At 72.2% G+C, this 16,736-nt stretch carries 11 protein-coding genes; 5 read left to right on the top strand and 6 right to left on the bottom strand.

Annotated elements, in window-relative coordinates; all coding sequences use genetic code 11:
• Window positions 1-191: 191 nt before the first annotated feature.
• Window positions 192-1,103, bottom strand: coding sequence for a LysR family transcriptional regulator (locus tag KXC43_RS37650; RefSeq protein ID WP_221381001.1), 912 nt, complete (start codon window positions 1,101-1,103; stop codon window positions 192-194).
• 70 nt (window positions 1,104-1,173) lie between these two features.
• On the opposite strand from KXC43_RS37650, the gene KXC43_RS37645 reads away from it, so the two are divergent.
• Both KXC43_RS37645 and KXC43_RS37640 read left to right on the top strand, forming a co-directional pair.
• The gene (locus KXC43_RS37645) at window positions 1,174-2,079 is read left to right on the top strand and encodes a DMT family transporter (RefSeq protein WP_221381000.1); all 906 of its coding nucleotides are present in this window, start codon (window positions 1,174-1,176) and stop codon (window positions 2,077-2,079) included.
• 352 nt (window positions 2,080-2,431) lie between these two features.
• On the top strand, window positions 2,432-3,169 hold the full coding sequence (locus KXC43_RS37640; RefSeq protein ID WP_221380999.1) for an SDR family NAD(P)-dependent oxidoreductase: 738 nt from the start codon (window positions 2,432-2,434) through the stop codon (window positions 3,167-3,169).
• Between the two features lie 10 nt (window positions 3,170-3,179).
• Here KXC43_RS37640 and KXC43_RS51710 read toward each other — a convergent pair whose 3' ends face one another.
• The gene (locus KXC43_RS51710) at window positions 3,180-8,444 is read right to left on the bottom strand and encodes an MMPL family transporter (protein WP_308129437.1); all 5,265 of its coding nucleotides are present in this window, start codon (window positions 8,442-8,444) and stop codon (window positions 3,180-3,182) included.
• A gap of 62 nt (window positions 8,445-8,506) precedes the next feature.
• The gene (locus KXC43_RS37630; RefSeq protein WP_255645519.1) at window positions 8,507-9,400 is read right to left on the bottom strand and encodes a hypothetical protein; all 894 of its coding nucleotides are present in this window, start codon (window positions 9,398-9,400) and stop codon (window positions 8,507-8,509) included.
• A 240-nt stretch (window positions 9,401-9,640) separates the two neighbouring features.
• Here KXC43_RS37630 and KXC43_RS37625 point away from each other — a divergent pair, with 240 nt between their 5' ends.
• Complete coding sequence (locus tag KXC43_RS37625; RefSeq protein ID WP_221380998.1) at window positions 9,641-10,270, top strand: FKBP-type peptidyl-prolyl cis-trans isomerase; 630 nt, start codon at window positions 9,641-9,643, stop codon at window positions 10,268-10,270.
• A 14-nt stretch (window positions 10,271-10,284) separates the two neighbouring features.
• Here the strand turns inward: KXC43_RS37625 and yaaA are convergent, their stop codons facing one another.
• Both yaaA and KXC43_RS37615 read right to left on the bottom strand, forming a co-directional pair.
• Complete coding sequence (gene yaaA / locus KXC43_RS37620) at window positions 10,285-11,082, bottom strand: peroxide stress protein YaaA (RefSeq protein WP_221380997.1); 798 nt, start codon at window positions 11,080-11,082, stop codon at window positions 10,285-10,287.
• A gap of 9 nt (window positions 11,083-11,091) precedes the next feature.
• Window positions 11,092-11,427, bottom strand: a complete 336-nt coding sequence (locus KXC43_RS37615) for an STAS domain-containing protein (protein WP_221380996.1) — start codon at window positions 11,425-11,427, stop codon at window positions 11,092-11,094.
• 180 nt (window positions 11,428-11,607) lie between these two features.
• Between KXC43_RS37615 and pgm the strand changes: the two genes are divergently transcribed.
• Together pgm and KXC43_RS37605 are read left to right on the top strand one after the other, a co-directional pair.
• Window positions 11,608-13,251, top strand: a complete 1,644-nt coding sequence (gene pgm, locus KXC43_RS37610) for a phosphoglucomutase (alpha-D-glucose-1,6-bisphosphate-dependent) (protein ID WP_221380995.1) — start codon at window positions 11,608-11,610, stop codon at window positions 13,249-13,251.
• Window positions 13,252-13,321: 70 nt separating this feature from the next.
• Window positions 13,322-15,631 (top strand): putative bifunctional diguanylate cyclase/phosphodiesterase, encoded by a 2,310-nt coding sequence (locus KXC43_RS37605; protein ID WP_221380994.1) that lies wholly within the window; start codon window positions 13,322-13,324, stop codon window positions 15,629-15,631.
• On the opposite strand, the gene KXC43_RS37600 is transcribed toward KXC43_RS37605, so the two are convergent.
• Window positions 15,535-16,734: an FAD-dependent oxidoreductase gene (locus tag KXC43_RS37600; RefSeq protein ID WP_221380993.1), complete on the bottom strand. Its 1,200-nt coding sequence runs from the start codon at window positions 16,732-16,734 to the stop codon at window positions 15,535-15,537. The genes KXC43_RS37605 and KXC43_RS37600 overlap by 97 nt on opposite strands.
• Between the last annotated feature and the right edge of the window lie 2 nt (window positions 16,735-16,736).

Genomic DNA, 16,736 nt, shown 5'->3' with positions numbered 1-16,736 from the left:
TCCCGGAAACTCATCGGCCGCGCCCGTCCCGTACGGAGAGCTTCCCACCGACTTCCGCTTCCACCACGGCCTGTGGATGGAGGACGTGCCGGTTCGGCAGGCTGTGGAAAACTCGGCGGCGAAATTTGGCGCTGTCTCTAGGGTGGGGGTCCCCCAGGGCGGGTGGGCTGTGGGCTGTGAGCTGTGAGCTGTCAGGCCGGCACGGGGAGGCCGGCGACAGTGTCTCGCAGGGCCTGGACCAGGGCGTCCGTCAGCGGATTGGGGCGGCGACGCGGGGTGACGATGCCGATGTAGCGGCACGGGCAGGGCGGGGCCAGCGGTACGGCGGCGAGGCCGGGCTGGGCCCCGGCGGTCAGGGCGACCTGGGGAATCATGCTGATGCCGACCTCGGCCCGCACCAGCGACTGGGCGAAGACGTAGTCGGTGCCGCGGCAGGCTGTGCGGATCTCGAAGCCGGCCAGGGCCGCGTAGTGCCCGAGCATGTCGACGATCTCGAGGCAGCCGTGGACCCAGCGCTCGCCGGCCAGCTCGGCGATGGTGAGCGACTCGCGGCCGGCCAGGGGGTGCGCCGCGGGCAGCACGATCCACATCGGGTCGTCCAGGAGCGGCGCATAGGTGAGGCCGGATCGGTCTCCCGGTCGTACGGGGGGAAGCTCGTCGAAGTGATAGACGAGCGCGAGGTCGGCGGCGCCGGAGCGCACGAGGGGCAGGGCGTCCTCGGGCTCGTTCTCGAGGACGGTGAACTCGACGCCCGGCCGTTCGGCGGCGAACCGGGTCAGCGCGGCGGGCAGCAGGCCCTGGCCACCGCTGGTGAACGTGGCCACGGTCAGGCTGTCGGCCGCGCCCAGCCGGGCTATCTCGTGCTCGGCGTGGGCCAGCTCGGCCGCGATCGCCTCGCCCGCGTCGACCAGCACCCGCCCGGCGCCGGTGAGCTCGACGCCGCGTGTGCTGCGGAGGACGACCGCTGTCCCGAGTTCGCGCTCCAGGGTGGCGATCTGCTGCGACACGGCCGACGGGGTCAGGCGCAGGGAGGTCGCGGCCTGGTTGAAGCTGCCGAGCCGCGCCACTTCGCGGAGTACGGCCACGCGGCGTACGTCGATCATAAGCTCACCTAATTACTACATCAGCAAGTCGGTACTACCGCTTACTACCGTACGGGAGCAGTGTCGAGGTGTGAATCGACGCGCCTGGTTTCTCTTCCTCGTGGTCTCGGTGCTCTGGGGCATCCCGTACTTCCTGATCAAGATTGCCATCGAGGACCTGTCGCCGCTGCTCGTGGTCTTCGGCCGGGTGGCGATCGCCGCCCTCGTGCTGCTGCCGATCGCCGCCGCCCGGGGCTCGCTGGCCAAGCTGCGTGGCCGCATGGGCCCGGTCGTCGTGTTGTCGTTCATCCACATCCTCGGGCCGTTCCTGCTGATCACGTACGGCGAGACGCACATCAGCTCCTCGCTGACCGGCCTGCTCATCGCCGTCGAACCGGTGGCGATCGCGCTGCTCATGGCGCGCTCCGAGCGGCTCACCCCGATCCGGGTCGCCGGTCTCGTGCTCGGCTTCGGCGGCGTCGCGCTGCTGGTCGGCCTGGACCTCTCCGGCGACCGCCTGGGCCTGCTCGGCGCCGGCATGGTTCTGGTGGCGGCGATCCTCTACGCGGTCGCCACGATGCTCGTGCAGCGCCGCCTGTCCGACGTGCCCACCGAATCGCTGGTCGGCGCCACCACCGGCATCACCGCGCTGGCGCTGCTGCCCTTCACGGTCTTCGCGCTGCCCACCGAACCCGTGCGAACCGAGGCCTGGGCGTCTCTGGCCGTGCTGGGGGTCTTCTGTACGGCGCTGGCCCTGCTCGCCTTCTACCAGCTCATCCACCAGGTGGGTTCGACCCGCGCCGGCCTGGTCACCTACGTGAACCCGGTGGTCGCCGTGCTGCTCGGCGTGGCCCTGCTCGACGAGCACTTCGGCCTCAGCACGCTCGCCGGCTTCGCCCTCGTCGCCACCGGCTGCTGGCTCTCGACCCGCCCGGCGCCCACCCCGCCGGCGCCGATGCCACCCGTGCCCGCCACCGCCCTGGCCGAACGCCGTTAGTCGTGCTACTGGGCCACCACACACCCCCGCCCACCCAGGGGCAGCGGAGCGATCCTAGAACTTTTCGCAACCGACTCCCTGAGTTATCCACAGCCCACCGTCAGTGAACGGCCCGGTGTAACGATCGTCGCGACCGGGCACCATCAGGACAGGCGAGGCCGAGCGACCCAGCGCCAGCGGGCCGCTCGGCCTCGCCGCCTCGCTGCGCGGTCACGTTGCGGGTCGCTTTCTCCGCGCCGCGCCGCCGGGACGCCAGGCTCGCCCTCTGCTGGGTCGTTCGTCCGGCAGGGTCGTTCCACACATCGATCTTCACCTGGTCTTTTTCCGGGTTGATCGGCATAGGGTGAACGCCATGGGGCGGCGGATTCTGATCACTGGGGCTCGGCGGGGCATCGGGGCGGCCATCGCCGTCGGGCTGGCCCGGCCGGGGCACAAGTTGTGGCTGCATCACCTGGCCGCCGCCGAGGAAGCCGAGAGCGTCGCCCGGCTCTGCCGCGACCTGGGGGCCGAGGCCACGCTGCTCGACGCCGACCTGGCCGACCCCGGCGCGGTGCGCGACCTGGCCGACCGCGCCGGAGCCGTCGACGTGCTCGTCAACAACGCGGCCAAGGCCTCCAACGTGGACTTCGCCGAGCTCCCGCTGCCCGAATGGCAGCAGACGTTCGCGGTCAACGTCACCGCGCCGATGCTGCTCGCCCAGGCGCTCAGCGCGGGCATGGCCGAGCGGGGCTGGGGCCGCATCGTCAACGTGGTCTCGCCGACCGTGCGGATGGGCGGCCCGTCCGGCCCGGCCTACGTGTCGAGCAAGGCGGCGCTGATCGGCCTCACCCGGTCGCTGGCCCGCGCGCTCGGTCCGGCCGGGATCACGGTCAACGCGCTGTCGCCGGGCGCCATCCGCACCGAGGGCGAGGCCGAGCTGGCCGGGGGACGTGACGTCGAGGCGCACGCCCCGCTGCTGGCCACCCAGGCACTGCCGAGGGCACTGGTTCCGGAGGATCTGGTCGCCACCGTACGGCTGCTGGTCTCGGAGGGCTCGGGCGCGCTCACCGGCCAGGTGCTCGAGGTCGGCGGCGGCCTCGTCTTCCGCTGACCAGCTGGTGCTACTCGGCCGGCTGGTCGCTGTCGGGCCTGCGGCGCGGTTTCGGCAGCTGGTCGGCCAGCGTGGCCGGTCGGCGTGCGGGCTTCGGCCCCTCGGCCGGGCGGTTCGTCTTCTCCGAGGTCGCGCGACGGGAACGGCTGCTGTACTGCGCCAGGTCGGCCGGGCGCGACTCCCGCAGGTGATCGCCGAGGTCGGCCGGGCGGGTCTCGCGCAGGTGGTCACCGAGGTCGGCGGGCCGGCGCGGGGGCGCCAGTGGTGACGCGTACGCCGGGGAGGGGTCGACCGGCGGGGCCGCCTCCACGGCCGGTTGGGCCGGTGGCGTCGCCGGGCCGGCGGCCTCCTGGCCGGGCCGGAACGAGTACGGCTGTTGCCCCAGCGTCGCGGGTCGCCGCAGCGGGGTCGGGTCCGGGTCGGCGCCCCGGCGCGGGGAGAAGACCCCACCCAGGTCCGTGCGTCGCCCGCTGGTCTCGGCGACTGACGGATCGGTCCGCGGCGGCTCGACGGCGGACGGACGGGTCAACTCGGAACGGGGCGGCAGAGGCTCAGCCGCGGGCGGCAACAGGGGTCGGCGGGGCAGTGGTTCGGCCACGGACGCGCGCGACGGCTCCGGGAGCGGCGGCGCGGAGCGCTGAGGCGGCACGATCCGCGAAGGCAGGGGTTCGGTCGCGGCCGGCGGCGTGACGGTTCGCCGGGGCAGAGGTTCGGCTGTTGCGGGCGGTGTGACGTTCCGTCGGGGCAGAGGCTCGGTCGCCGCGGGCGGCGTGACATTCCGTTGAGGGAGGGGCTCGGCTGGTGCCGGCGGTGTGACCTGGCGTCGCGGCAGGGGTTCGGCGGCGGTGCCGGCGGCCGGGGTGAGACGTTTCGGCAGCGGATCCGCGCCTGTTCCGGGCACGAAAGGTACCGAGCGCGGGGAGTCGGCGGCTGTCCCGGGGTCCGGCGCGGGGCGCTTCGGCAGCGGGTCGGCCTTCGAGGTCGGGGATTCGAGGCGGCGGGCGCGTTCGATCGCGGTGGCGTCCAGCTGCCGGGTCGATTCGAGGCCGGGCACCTGGAGCCGCCGGGTGGCGTCGAGGTCGGGAGCTTCGAAGCTGCGGGTGACGTCGAGCCCGGGCTCGGGTTGCTCGACACTCGCCGGGGTCACGGCTGCGGCGTACGTCGACGCCGGCTCCGATACCGGAGAACTCGACGTCGGCTCAGGAGCGGTGATTGGGTAGCTCGGCGTCGCGTCGGGTGTGGTGGCCGGGTAGCTCGACGTCGGCTCAGGTGCGGTGACCCGGAAGCTGGAGAGCGACTCCGGTGCGGTAGCCGGGTAGCTCGATGTCGGGTCGGGTGTGGTGCTCGGGTAGCTCGGCGTCGGCTCGTCGGGCGCGGGGGCCGGTCGATCGGGAGTGGCGGGCTGGTCGAGGTCGGGCAGGACGATGCTGCCCGAGGTCGCCGGGTCGGGCGCCTCGAAGGTGCGGGCGACCTGCCGGTTCGGCGCCTCGAACTTAGGGGCTTCGAAAGTCGTCGCGTCCAGGTCGGGGGCGTCGGGGCTGCGCGTGATGCGGTGGTCGGCGAGGTTGCGGGTGCTCTCGAAATCGGGCCGGTCGCCGAAGTAGGGGACCGTCGACTCCGGTGGGGCCGGCAGCTCCAGCGAACTGGCGAACGTCCCGGCCGACGACGGCGCGAAGAAGAAGTCGTCGGGCGCCGAGTAGTCGGGGGGCGTGCTCCGCGACTCCGAGCGATAGACGCCGGGCATCGGGTAGTACGGCTCCGGCAGGTACGAGGAAGCGAACAGCTGATCCGCCACGGGCTCGCCCTCGACCACGTCGTCGGCAACCGGGTCCTCAACAGCTGTCGCCGAAGCTTCGGCGACCGGCGGCGGGGAATCCTCAGCGGTCGGCGAGGTAGTGGCGTCAGCGACGGTCGACGGGTGGTCCTCGCTGGTCGGCGGGGCAACGGCTTCAGCGACGGACGACGGGTGATCCCCGGCCATCGACGAGCCAGTGGCTTCAGCGACCGGCGACTGTCTGCCCTCAGCGACCACCGACTCGTCGCCATCTGCGGCCGGCGAGCCGGTGACCAGCGTGGCTTCGCCGGCCGCCGGGGCAGTGGTTTCCATGACCGGCGAGGAGTCGTCGCCAGCGGCTGTCGGCGCGCTGGGGCTGGGCGAGGTCGAGGGCGCATACTCAGCGACCGGCGAGCGGTCGTCGCCCGCGACCGGCGATGGGTCGTTGTCTACGGCCGTCGGGACAGCAGCCTCAGTAACCAGCCCCGGGCCGTTGTCGACGGTTGTCGGCGCGCTTGAGGTGAGTGATGTTGAAGGCGCATCCTCGGTGACCGGCGACGGGTCGTCGTGATCGACCGGCACGCCACTGACCTCAGTGACCAGCCGGGGGTTTTCGTCGGCGGTTGTCGGCGTGCTGGGGGTGAGTGAGGTCGAGGGCGCATCCTCAGCGAGCGGCGAGCGGTCGTCGCCCACGGCCGGCGACAGCTCATCGTCAAAAGACGGCGAAGTGGTGCTTTGTGCCAGCGGCGAAGGATCGTCGTCAACGATCGCCGACGCGTCGTCCTCAGCGACCGGCGGGGCAGTGGCCTCAGCAACCGATGCAGCGCCGGGTTCATCGGCGTCCGCGGAGTCAGCATCCACGGAGGCGATCCCAGCGGAAGCACCGGAAGCAGGAGCCGGAGCCGTCGAGGCAGCCGGGGCCGGAGCAGACGGAGCAGAAGTGGCCTGCGCCGAGGGCTTCTCGTTCGAAGAATCGGCGGTCAGATCAACGTCGGGCGAGGCGTCGACCGGCTTCGCGGCATCGTCCGCCGCGGGAGAGGCGGCGGAGATGGCGGTGGCGGCCGCCGGCTCCTCGTCGACGATTTCCGCGTCGACGTGCTCGTCGTCCGGTTCGTCGTTCCCGGCCGGCGAGACCTCGTCGTCCTCGATGATCTCGGCGTCGACGATGTCGTCGTCCGCGGGCGGGGGCGGCGTCCGGCCGGTGATCTTCGGGAGGAGCTGGGTGGCTGCTTCCTCCCCGATGGGCAGCGGCCGCGCCATCATTTCCGGCGGCAGCAGCATCACGCCCGCCGCCTCGCGGTCCCAGGCGGAGTACTTCGGGGCTGACGGCCCCGGCGGCAACGCCAGCACCACCGTGGACTCGCCCACCGCTTGCCGCGCGGACGGCAACGCCGGCGGCTCTTCGCCCGCGTGCTCGGACAGGCCGGCCTTCTCCTGCAACCTTCGCAGTGCCGCCGGCGCCCACCAGGCCGCGTTGCCCAGCAGCCCCAGCACGGCCGGCACGAGCAGCATCCGGACGACCGTGGCGTCCAGCAGCAGCGCCACGATCATGCCGACGCCGACGAATCTCATGGTGGTCACCGACGACAGCGCGAACGCGCCGGTCACCACGATCAGCAGCACCGCCGCCGCGCTGATCACCCGGCCCGTACGGGCCAGGCCGATCGTCACCGCTTCGTTGGTCGAGGCGCCGTGGGCCCGTGCCTCCACCATGCGGGAGAGCAGGAAGACCTCGTAGTCGGTGGACAGCCCGAAGACCACGGCCGCCATCAGCACGACGATGCCCGCTTCGAGCGGCGCCGGCGTCACGTCCAGCCAGGAGGCGCCGTGGCCGTCCTGGAAGATCCAGACCAGGATGCCGAAGGTGGCGCTGAGGCTCAGCGCGCTCATCACCACCGCCTTGATCGGCAGCAGGATCGAGCCGAACGCGAAGAACATCAGCAGCAGCGTCGCCCCGACCAGCATGGCGACCATCCACGGCAGCTTCGCCGCGGTGGCCGCGAGGCTGTCGACGTTGCGGGCCGTCGTGCCGCCGACCAGCAGCTCGGCGCCGTTGGGCACGGGCAGCGACCGGATCTGGTCGACCACCTCGCGCGCCTCGGTGCTGAACGGGTCGGAGGTGCGCAGCGCCGCGTTGAAGACGGTGATGTCGCCCGCGCGCTGGGCCGGGCCGATCTGGGCGAGGCCGGGGATCTGGCGCAGCGTGACCGCAAATGCGGCCGAGTCGGCCTGGCCGCGCAGCACGATCGGCAGGCCGTTGCTGCTGAGCTGCGGATAGTCGGCCTTGAGGGCCTCGATGGCCTGTCGGGCCGAGTTGCCCGCGGGCAGCGTGCGCTCGTCGGCCTCGCCGAACCGGACGCCGGCGATCGGGGCCGCGAGCACGATGAGCCCGGCCAGGATGGGTAGCGCCACCACGACCGGGCGGCGCAGCACCGCGGCGGCCAGGCGGCCCCAGAAGGCGCCTTCCCGGCCGCGGCCGGGCAGCTTGATCGGCAGCTTGTCGACGCGGGGGCCGAGGATGGCCAGGAGCGCGGGCAGCAACGTCAGGGACAGGAGCGCGGCCAGGCCGACCGCGGCCAGACCGCCGTACGCGAGGGACTTGAGGAAACCCTGCGGGAACAGCAGCAGACCGGCCAGCGCGATCATCAGGAGGGTCGCCGAGAAGACGACCGTGCGTCCGGCGGTGGCGACCGTCCGGCGCACGGCCTCGGCCGGGGTTCGTCCGGCCGACTGCTCCTCGCGGAACCGGCCCACCATGAACAGGCCGTAGTCGATGGCCATGCCGAGGCCGAGCAGGCTGGCCACGTTGACCGCGAACGAGTTGACCTCGTGCACGCCGGCGATCGCGTGCAGGATGCCGAGCGATCCGAGGACGGCTGCCCCGCCGACGAGCACCGGCAGCGAGGCGGCCACCAGCGAGCCGAAGAGGAAGAGCAGCAGGATCAGGACGACCGGCAGCGAGATGATCTCGGCCTTGGCCAGATCCTCGGTCGAGAGGGTGGAGGTCGTGTCGGCCAGCACGACAGCGCCGGCGAGCTGCACCGTGGCGCCCGGGACGGCGAGCTTGTCCTTGACCTCACGGTACGAGTCGAGCTTGGCTCCGTCGTCCGCGCCGACCAGCGTGACCAGGGCGACGCCGCTGGCCTTGTCCTGGGCGACGAACTGGGGCGACCGGGTCGACCAGTACGACGTGCTGCTCTTCACGGCCGACTTGGGCAGCCCGGTCAGCTTGGCCCGGATGCGCTGGCCGAGCGCGACGTCGGTGATCTTGACCTTGGTCGGCGTGTAGATGACCACGAGGTCGCCGCGCTGCGCGCCGAACGCCTTCTGGACGGCCTCGGTGGCCTGGGACGACTCGCTGTCCGGGTCGTTGTAGCCACCCTCGGTGAGCTGGCCGAAAACACCGAGCCCCCAGATGCCCGCGCTGATCACCGCGACGAGCGCGACGGACAGCACCGGCCACCGGAAGCGGGCGACCCACGATCCCCAGCCCGCGAACACGTCAACCCCTCTGGTCGTTCCTCACTACCGCCGGATCCCGGCTGGAGTGCTATGAGAACACTTCATGAAAGCGTCGCCGCTTCCAGGGCTACCCCTGCGCAACCTTTCCCATACGCGGCGTCGGTGGTCCAGCTCAGCCGTACCTGGCCGGATCTCGGCGCCTGGTAGGCCACGGTCAGAACCGCCGTGCGCAGCGTGTCACCGCGTTGCTCCAGCACGGTAGTGCCGGTCGACTCGCCCGTGCTCAGCCGCGCGGTCAGCTTTCCGCGTGCTGCGAAGACACCTACATAGAGCTTGAGGACCCGCGGCGTGGTGCCGGCCGGCGCCGTGAGCGTGAACCCGTTGCCCTTGCCGCAGGTGCGGATGCCGGTGGTCGTGCCGCCGCTGCTCGCCACCGGGTCACCGCCGCTCCATTTGAACTTCTGCGGACTCAGCGAGTGCCGGAAACGTGGCGCGGTCGGGGCGCCCTCGAGGATGCGGAAGTCGCCCTTCTTGTCCCGTTCGAGCGAGAACGTGCCGTCGAGCCCCCAGTGCACCCAGTCGCTCTCGCCCTCGGCCGCCAGGTCGACCACCGTGGGCACGGAGTCCTTGGCCAGCCGGAGCTGGTCGCGCGAGGGCGGCGGCACGGTGGTGGCCCGGGTGATGCTGGGTGACGGCGAGGGCGACGCGCTGCCCAGCGGAATGAGCCCCGGACTGCTGCTGCTACCGGTCGGCGGGGGCAGTCGCAGGTCGCCCAGGGCCGGCGCCGGCGGGTCGATGGGCGGGGCCGGCTCGTCGTTGCCCTTCAGCCCGCGGGTGGCGATGAAGCCGAACCCGATGACGACGAGCACCCCGGCCAGGATCACCGCGGCCGAGGAGAGCACCTCGTTCCACTGACGACCGCCCTCGGCGAACCCCGAGGAGCGGGCGCGATGGCCGGTCCGGCGCCTGCGGCGACCATCTGCGGTCGACGGCAACCGACCCTCCCGATCAACAGCACGAAAGTAATTCACCAATTCACAGCGCGAAGAAAGCTGTGCAGGGCGTCAACAATGGCACTTCGATGCGTGACGGTGAAGAGCGGAATGAGTGACCGCCCGTTCGGGTGATCACGGGCCTAGGTGGTTCGGACGAGGTTCCGCGTGGGCTTCGTCACGAGGACAGGTACCGTGTCCGAAGTTTCCGGCCGACGCCGATAACAGGAGAGTCGACGACATATGAGCACCGAGACCGCCCGACCCATCACCGGCGACACTGCCAAGCGCCGCAGCCAGGCCATCGCCGGCGCCGTCGCCGGGCTGGCCGTGGTCGCCGTCCTGGTGACCGTCTTCGTCACCGTGCGGGGCGGTGACCCCGAGCCCGCGACGCCACCGGCCGCCGCGCCCGCCTCCGCCGCTGCGCCGGCGGAGCCCAGCGCGGAGGCGCCGACCGAGGCTGTGCCGTCGGAGGCTGTGCCGCCGGCCGCCGAGGGCCAGCCCGCACCGGTCGACACCCCGGCCGCGCTGGCGAAGGAGCCCGTGGTCAAGGGCGGCGCCGGCGCCGTCAGCAAGCTCAAGGTGACCGTCCTCGTGCCCGGCAAGGGCCCCGCGGTCAAGGCCGGCCAGACCGTCACCGCCAACTACGTGCTGGTCGGTTACAAGACCGGCCAGATCATCGACTCGTCGTGGCAGCGCGGCGAGCCGTTCAGCACCCCGATCGGCACCGGCCGCGTCATCCAGGGCTGGGACAAGAGCATCCCCGGCCAGAAGGTCGGCAGCCGCATCCAGATCGACGTGCCGGCCGCCCAGGCCTACGGCGACGAGCAGGGCGACCTGCGCTTCGTCGTCGACATCCTGGCCGCCAAGTAGGGCCGCCACGCAGGTCAGAGCTCGGCCACCACGACGTCGAGCTGACGGGGGCGGCCCGCCGCGACGGGCTGCTCCTCGACGGTGTACTTGAGGTCGCGCAGGGCCGCGACGATCTCGTCGACCGAGGCCGGTTCCGCGCCGGCCTCGGCCAGGGCCCGCACGATGCGGCCCTTGGTGGCCTTGTTGAAGTGGCTGACCACCGAGCGCCGGGCCACCCCGTCGACGACTCGTTCGTGCAGCACCCGTACGGTCGCCGAGCCGTTGCCGGGCGGGGTCCACATGGCGCCGTACGCCCCCGAGCGCAGGTCGAGCACCGGCCCACCGGCGGCCACCGGGTCGAGCGCCTTCGGCAACACCTTTTTCCAGTACGCCGTGAGCCCGCCCACCGACGGCAGGGTCACCCCGACCGAGAGCCGGTAGGCCGGGATCCGGTCGTCGAGGCGCACCACGCCCCACAACCCCGAGAACACGACGGCCCGCTGGTCGACCCAGGCCCGCGCTCCCGGGGCGAGGCTGTGCGCGTCCAGCGCCTCGTAGAGCACCCCGCTGTAGATCGAGGCAGCGGGCGCCGCCGGGGCCGACTGCAGCACGGCGTTCCGGCTGATCTCGTCCGCCTGCCCGGCCGAGAGCCCCAGCGTGGACAGCGAATCGGCCACCGCCCGCGCGCTGGTGCGCCTGCTCATCGCCACCAGCCGGGTCAGCACCCGCTTCCGGGCCGTCCCGAGCGCCGGCAACCACAGCGCGCCCGGGTCGACGGGTTCACCGAAGGTAGCGGCGGTCTTGCCCTCGGAAGGCGGCAGCAGAATCAGCACCCCGCGAGACTAACGTCCGGCCAGTGCGTCACCCACCGTCGGATAGACGCCCAGCCGCGAGGTCAGCCCGACCGTGTCGAGCAGCTGCTGGAGGAACTCGCCGGGCGCGGCCAGCCGCAACCAGCCCCCGCCGGCGACGGCCCGGTTGTGACCCACGATCAGCGCGCTCAGTCCGGTCGAGTCGCAGAACTCGACGCCGGACAGGTCGACCACGATCCGGGGCTCGGGCCGGCCGAGCACCTGGTCGAGCGTCGTCGTCAGGGTCGTCCCGCTGTCGATGTCGAGATGGCCACGGATCGTGACCACCACCGACGCGTCGCTGTTGTCGACCACCGAGACGTGCATGACGACCCCCGTTCTCCCACGCCGTTGTCAACGGGTTGTCTCTGCCCAATCGGTGACCGAAAGTCACCTTGTTGATGTTCCGGAACTCAACGGCCGGACAACGGAGTACCGATCCGCTGTCACGGGCATGGGGTATCGATACGCTCCAGGCAGGTTCATGCCCCGAAGGAGGCCACCACCATGTCCGCCAACCCCCGCGCCGGACAGCCCGCCGAGCCGCGCGATCTCATCGACGTGCCCAAGGTGGTCTCGCGCTACTACACCGAGCACCCGGACCCCGAGGTCGTCGGCGAGCGCGTCGCGTTCGGCACCTCCGGCCACCGCGGGTCCAGCCTGCGCAACGCGTTCAACGAGGACCACATCGCCGCCACCAGCCAGGCGATCGTCGAGTACCGCCGGGCCCAGGGCACCGACGGTCCGCTGTTCCTCGGCCGCGACACCCACGCGCTCAGCGAGCCTGCCATGATCACCGCGCTCGAGGTGTTCGCCGCCAACGAGGTGACCACGCTGATCGACAGCCGCGACGGCTACACCCCGACCCCGGCCGTGTCGCACGCGATCCTCACCTACAACCGGGGCCGGTCGAGCGGCCTGGCCGACGGCGTGGTGGTCACGCCGTCGCACAACCCGCCCGACGACGGCGGCTTCAAGTACAACCCGCCCAACGGCGGCCCGGCCGACACCGACGCCACCACATGGATCCAGGACCGGGCGAACGAGCTCATCGCGGCCGGCCTGCGCGACGTCAAGCGGGTGCCGGCGTCCCGGGCCCGGAAGTCGTCCACGGTCTCCGGCTACGACTTCCTCGACGCGTACGTCGGTGACCTGCCCGCCGTCATCGACCTCGACGCGATCCGGTCGGCCGGGCTGCGCATCGGCGCCGACCCGCTCGGCGGGGCCAGTGTCGCCTACTGGGGCGCGATCGCCGAGCGGCACGGGCTCGACCTGACGGTGGTGAACCCGAACGTCGACCCGACCTTCGGCTTCATGACGCTCGACTGGGACGGCAAGATCCGGATGGACTGCTCCTCCCCGTACGCCATGGCGTCCCTGATCCAGCAGAAGGACCGCTTTCAGCTGGCCACCGGCAACGACGCCGACGCCGACCGGCACGGCATCGTCACGCCCGACGCGGGACTGATGAACCCCAACCACTACCTCGCGGTGGCGATCAACTATCTGTTCGCGGCCCGCACCGACTGGCCGGCCGGGGCCGCCATCGGCAAGACGCTGGTGTCGTCCTCGATGATCGACCGCGTCGCCGCCGACCTCGGCCGGCGCCTGGACGAGGTGCCGGTGGGGTTCAAGTGGTTCGTGCCCGGCCTGCTCGACGGCTCGATCGGCTTCGGTGGCGAGGAGAGCGCCGGCGGCTCGTTCCTGCGCCGCGACGGCGGCCCGTGGAGCACCGACAAGGACGGCCTGCTGCTCGATCTGCTCGCCTCCGAGATCCTCGCGGTCACCGGGCGCACGCCCAGCGAGCACTACCGCGACCTGACCGCGAAGTTCGGCGAGCCCGCGTACGCCCGGATCGACGCCCCCGCCACCCGCGACGAGAAGGCGGTGCTGGCCAAGCTCTCGCCCGAGCAGGTCACCGCCAAGGAGCTGGCCGGCGAGCCGATCACCGCCGTGCTGACCAGCGCGCCCGGCAACGGCGCCCCGATCGGCGGCCTCAAGGTGGTCACCGAGCCCGGCTGGTTCGCCGCCCGCCCGTCCGGCACCGAGGACGTCTACAAGATCTACGCCGAGTCGTTCCGGGGCCCCGACCATCTGGCCCGGATCCAGGAGGAGGCCCGGGCCGTGGTATCGGCGGCGCTCCGGGGCTGAACCTCTCAGAAATCGCGTCCGGTGGCCGACAGGAGGGCGGTAGGGACCCCGACTAAGCCCTAGGACGCGCATGACTGAACCCGTGGGGCCCGCCGCCCGGCGTGCCGGTAGCGGGCTCACACCTCTGCTGGTCGCGATCGTGGCTGCCCTGGCGGTCACGGTGTGGCTTCTCGTGCGCGACCCGCAGGATGTGGTGCTCGGCTATATCGGCGGCCCCGTCGCCCTGATCGCCGCGGCGTGGTCGCTGCAACGCATCGGCGCCATGGTTGTGCTGCCGCGGGTCGTGCGCGCCTTCTGGCGCCAGCTCGGCCACGGCGCGGTCATCCTGCTGATCAGCTCGAGCACCGCGCTGGTGCTGGCCAACAACAACGCGGGCATGTCCACGTATGTCGCCGTGCCGATGCTGCTCGGCATGTTCTGGGTGATGTCGGCCTTCCTGCGCCTGCCGATGGGCGACCGTACGTCGCTGGGCTGGGCCCGGGTGCTGCTGGACGGGGCCACCGTGGCCGTCGCGGGCGCCCTGATCTTCTGGTACGTCGTGCTCAGCTTCGCGCCGACCGGCACCGATCTGGCCACCCGGACCACGGCCGGTGTCGTCGGCGTGGCCGGCCTGCTCTGCCTGGTCGTCATCGGCAAGGCCGCGGGCCGCGCGGACGGCCCGATCGACTCCCTCTCGCTGCGCCTGCTGGCCGTCGCGCCGATGGTCGCGGTCGCCCTCGCCGTGCTGCTCATCGCCGGCAACGACTTCTTCCGACTGCTGCTGTCGGTGCTCGGCAGCCCGCTCGTCGCCGTCTCGTTCGCCGCCGCGGCGTACCGGCAGCGGGCGGCTCTGCAGCACCCGAACGCCGACCCGGCCCCCGCACGCCGGCGGCGCTCGGTCTACGAGCTGATGCCGTTCGTCGCCGTCGTCGCCACCGCGGCGCTCTTCACCACCGTCTCGGCTCAGCAGATGAACCGCCGCGAGCAGGTGGTCATCATCGGCGCTGTGCTGATCACGGCGCTGGTCGTGGCCCGCCAGTTGATCGGGCTCAGCGACAACCGGCGGATGCTGAGCGGGCTGCGCGAGCAACAGGCCGAGCTCGAGCGGCTGGCGATGACCGACCCGCTGACTGGGCTGGCCAACCGCACCCGGTTCACGGCCGCGCTGGCCGAACGCCTGGCCGGGCATCAGGCGGCGACCGTGCTGCTGATCGACATCGACGACTTCAAGATGGTCAACGACACGATGGGCCCGGCCGTCGGCGACCAGCTGCTCTACCAGGTCGCGCAGCGGCTGCGGCGCACCCGGTCCGAGGTCGACCTGCCGGCCCGGCTCGGCGGCGACGAGTTCGCCGTGCTGCTCGACATCGAGGAGGAGGCCTCGGCCGAGGCGGCCGCCGACCGCCTCATCCAGGCCCTGGCCGAGCCGTTCAAGGTCGGCGAGCACCTGCTGCTGGCCCACGCCAGCGTGGGCGTGGCCATCGCCGGCTCCGGCGAGACCGCCGACGAGGTGCTGCGCAACGCCGACATCGCCATGTACGCGGCCAAGGAGGGCGGCAAGGCGGCCTGGGCGAGGTTCGAGCCGCGCATGCGGCAGGAGGTCGTCAACCACGCCCGCCTGGGCAGCGAGCTGCACAACGCGATCATCCGGCACGAGCTGTTCCTGCTCTACCAGCCGGTCTTCGACATCGTCACCGGCCGGCTGCACGGCGCCGAGGCACTGGTGCGCTGGAAGCATCCCACGCGTGGTTTCGTCTCGCCGGGCGACTTCATCCCGGTCGCGGAGCGGTCCGGGCTCATCGTGCCGCTCGGCTCGTGGGTGCTGCGCGAGGCGTGCGAGCAGCTGGCCCGCTGGCAGCGGGAGCACGGCGACGGCGCGATCAAGGCGATCAACGTCAACGTGGCGGTCCGGCAGCTGCGCGAGTCGGGCTTCGTCGACGAGGTGGCGACGGTGCTCAGCGAGACCGGCCTGCTGCCGCGCAACCTGGTGCTGGAGGTGACCGAGTCGTCGGTGGCCGACGGCCGTCAGGTGCGCGAGACGCTGCACGCCCTGCACGAGATGGGCGTACGGCTGGCCCTGGACGACTTCGGCACCGGCAGCTCCTCACTCAGCCTGCTGCGGGCCTTCCCGGTCGACGTCCTCAAGCTCGACAAGTCGTTCGTCGACGGCATCGCCGACGGCGAGGACCGGGGCCGTCTGGCCGTGGCCGCGGCGGTCGCCCAGCTGGCCGAATACCTTCAGCTCAGCGCCGTCGCCGAGGGCATCGAGAACGAGACCCAGCTCAACCGCCTGCGCGAGATGGGTTACCGCCTCGGCCAGGGCTTCTTCATGGCCAAGCCCCTCCCGGCCGACGAGGCCGGCGCCCTCATGTCGAGCGCGCCGGTCCTGCGCGCGGTCTGAGCCAGCCGCAACCCCGCGTCGGCGAGCGGCAGGCCGATCTCCACGGCCAGGGCGAACAGCAGCGGATCGGCGAGCCGCCGCTGCCACCGCAGCGCGGGCCGCGCCTCGTTGACGGCGCGCGGCGCGTACCGGAGCAACCGGGCCTGATAGGCCGCCAGGGCCCGCTCCAACGGCATGGCGGCCAGGTCGCGGGCGAGATGAACGGCGTCCAGGATCGCTGTGCTCGCTCCCGCGCCGGCCGTCGGCGGCATCGGGTGGACGGCGTCGCCGAGCAGCGTGACGCGCCCGGCCGGCCACGGCTCGAGCGCCGCCGGGAAGTAGAACGGGAAAGCGGCCACGCTGCCGGGTTCGGATCCGTCGATCAGCGCGTGGAGGTCGCCGGTCCAGCTCGCCGTCAGCCGGTGCGCCAGCGCTGTCAGGTCGCCGTCGGCCGAGCCCAGGGGAGCGGCGACCGACCAGACCACGTACGGGTCCTCGGCCGCCGGATCCTCGCCCCGTCGGGCCTGCAGGCTCAGGAAGGCACCCACGCCGGCCGGGCCGATCATGAAGGCGAGCCCGTCGCGCAGGCCGGCCGGTATGCGCTGCGGAAGTCGCGATCGCCCGGCCAGGCCGATGATTCCGGACCGGCGCGCGGTCGGCCGGCCCACCCACTGCCCGGCGATCCGTGAGCCGGTGCCGTCGGCCGCGACCACGAGGTCGAACTCGGCGCCCGGGGGCTCGGTCACCGTCGTGCCCCAGCGGATGTGACGTTCGAGGCCGCGGGCCAGAATGGCGCGCAACGGGCGGCGGCCGATCAGCAGCACCTCGCCGGAATGCCGGATCGGTATCCGCAGGCGGGTGCGGCCCCGGTGGTCGAGCACGGCGAACTGCTGAAACGCGTCGTTGCCGGCGCCGCAGGCGCGCAGCGCCCGCACCGACGATTCCGGCAGCACCTCGTTGAGCGCCGCGAAGGCCTGCTCGGTGAGATGCAGCCGGTAACCGTCGGTGGCGCCGGGGCCGGCGTCGCGGTCGAGGACCACGCAGTCGACGCCCCGGCGCCGCAGGGCGTGGGCCAGCGTCAGGCCGCCGATACCGGCGCCCACGACCGCGACCCTCAGCCCCATCG

Source organism: Paractinoplanes polyasparticus (assembly GCF_019710575.1).
Lineage (GTDB): Bacteria > Actinomycetota > Actinomycetes > Mycobacteriales > Micromonosporaceae > Actinoplanes > Actinoplanes polyasparticus.
This window is presented reverse-complemented; position numbering and strand designations above follow the sequence as displayed.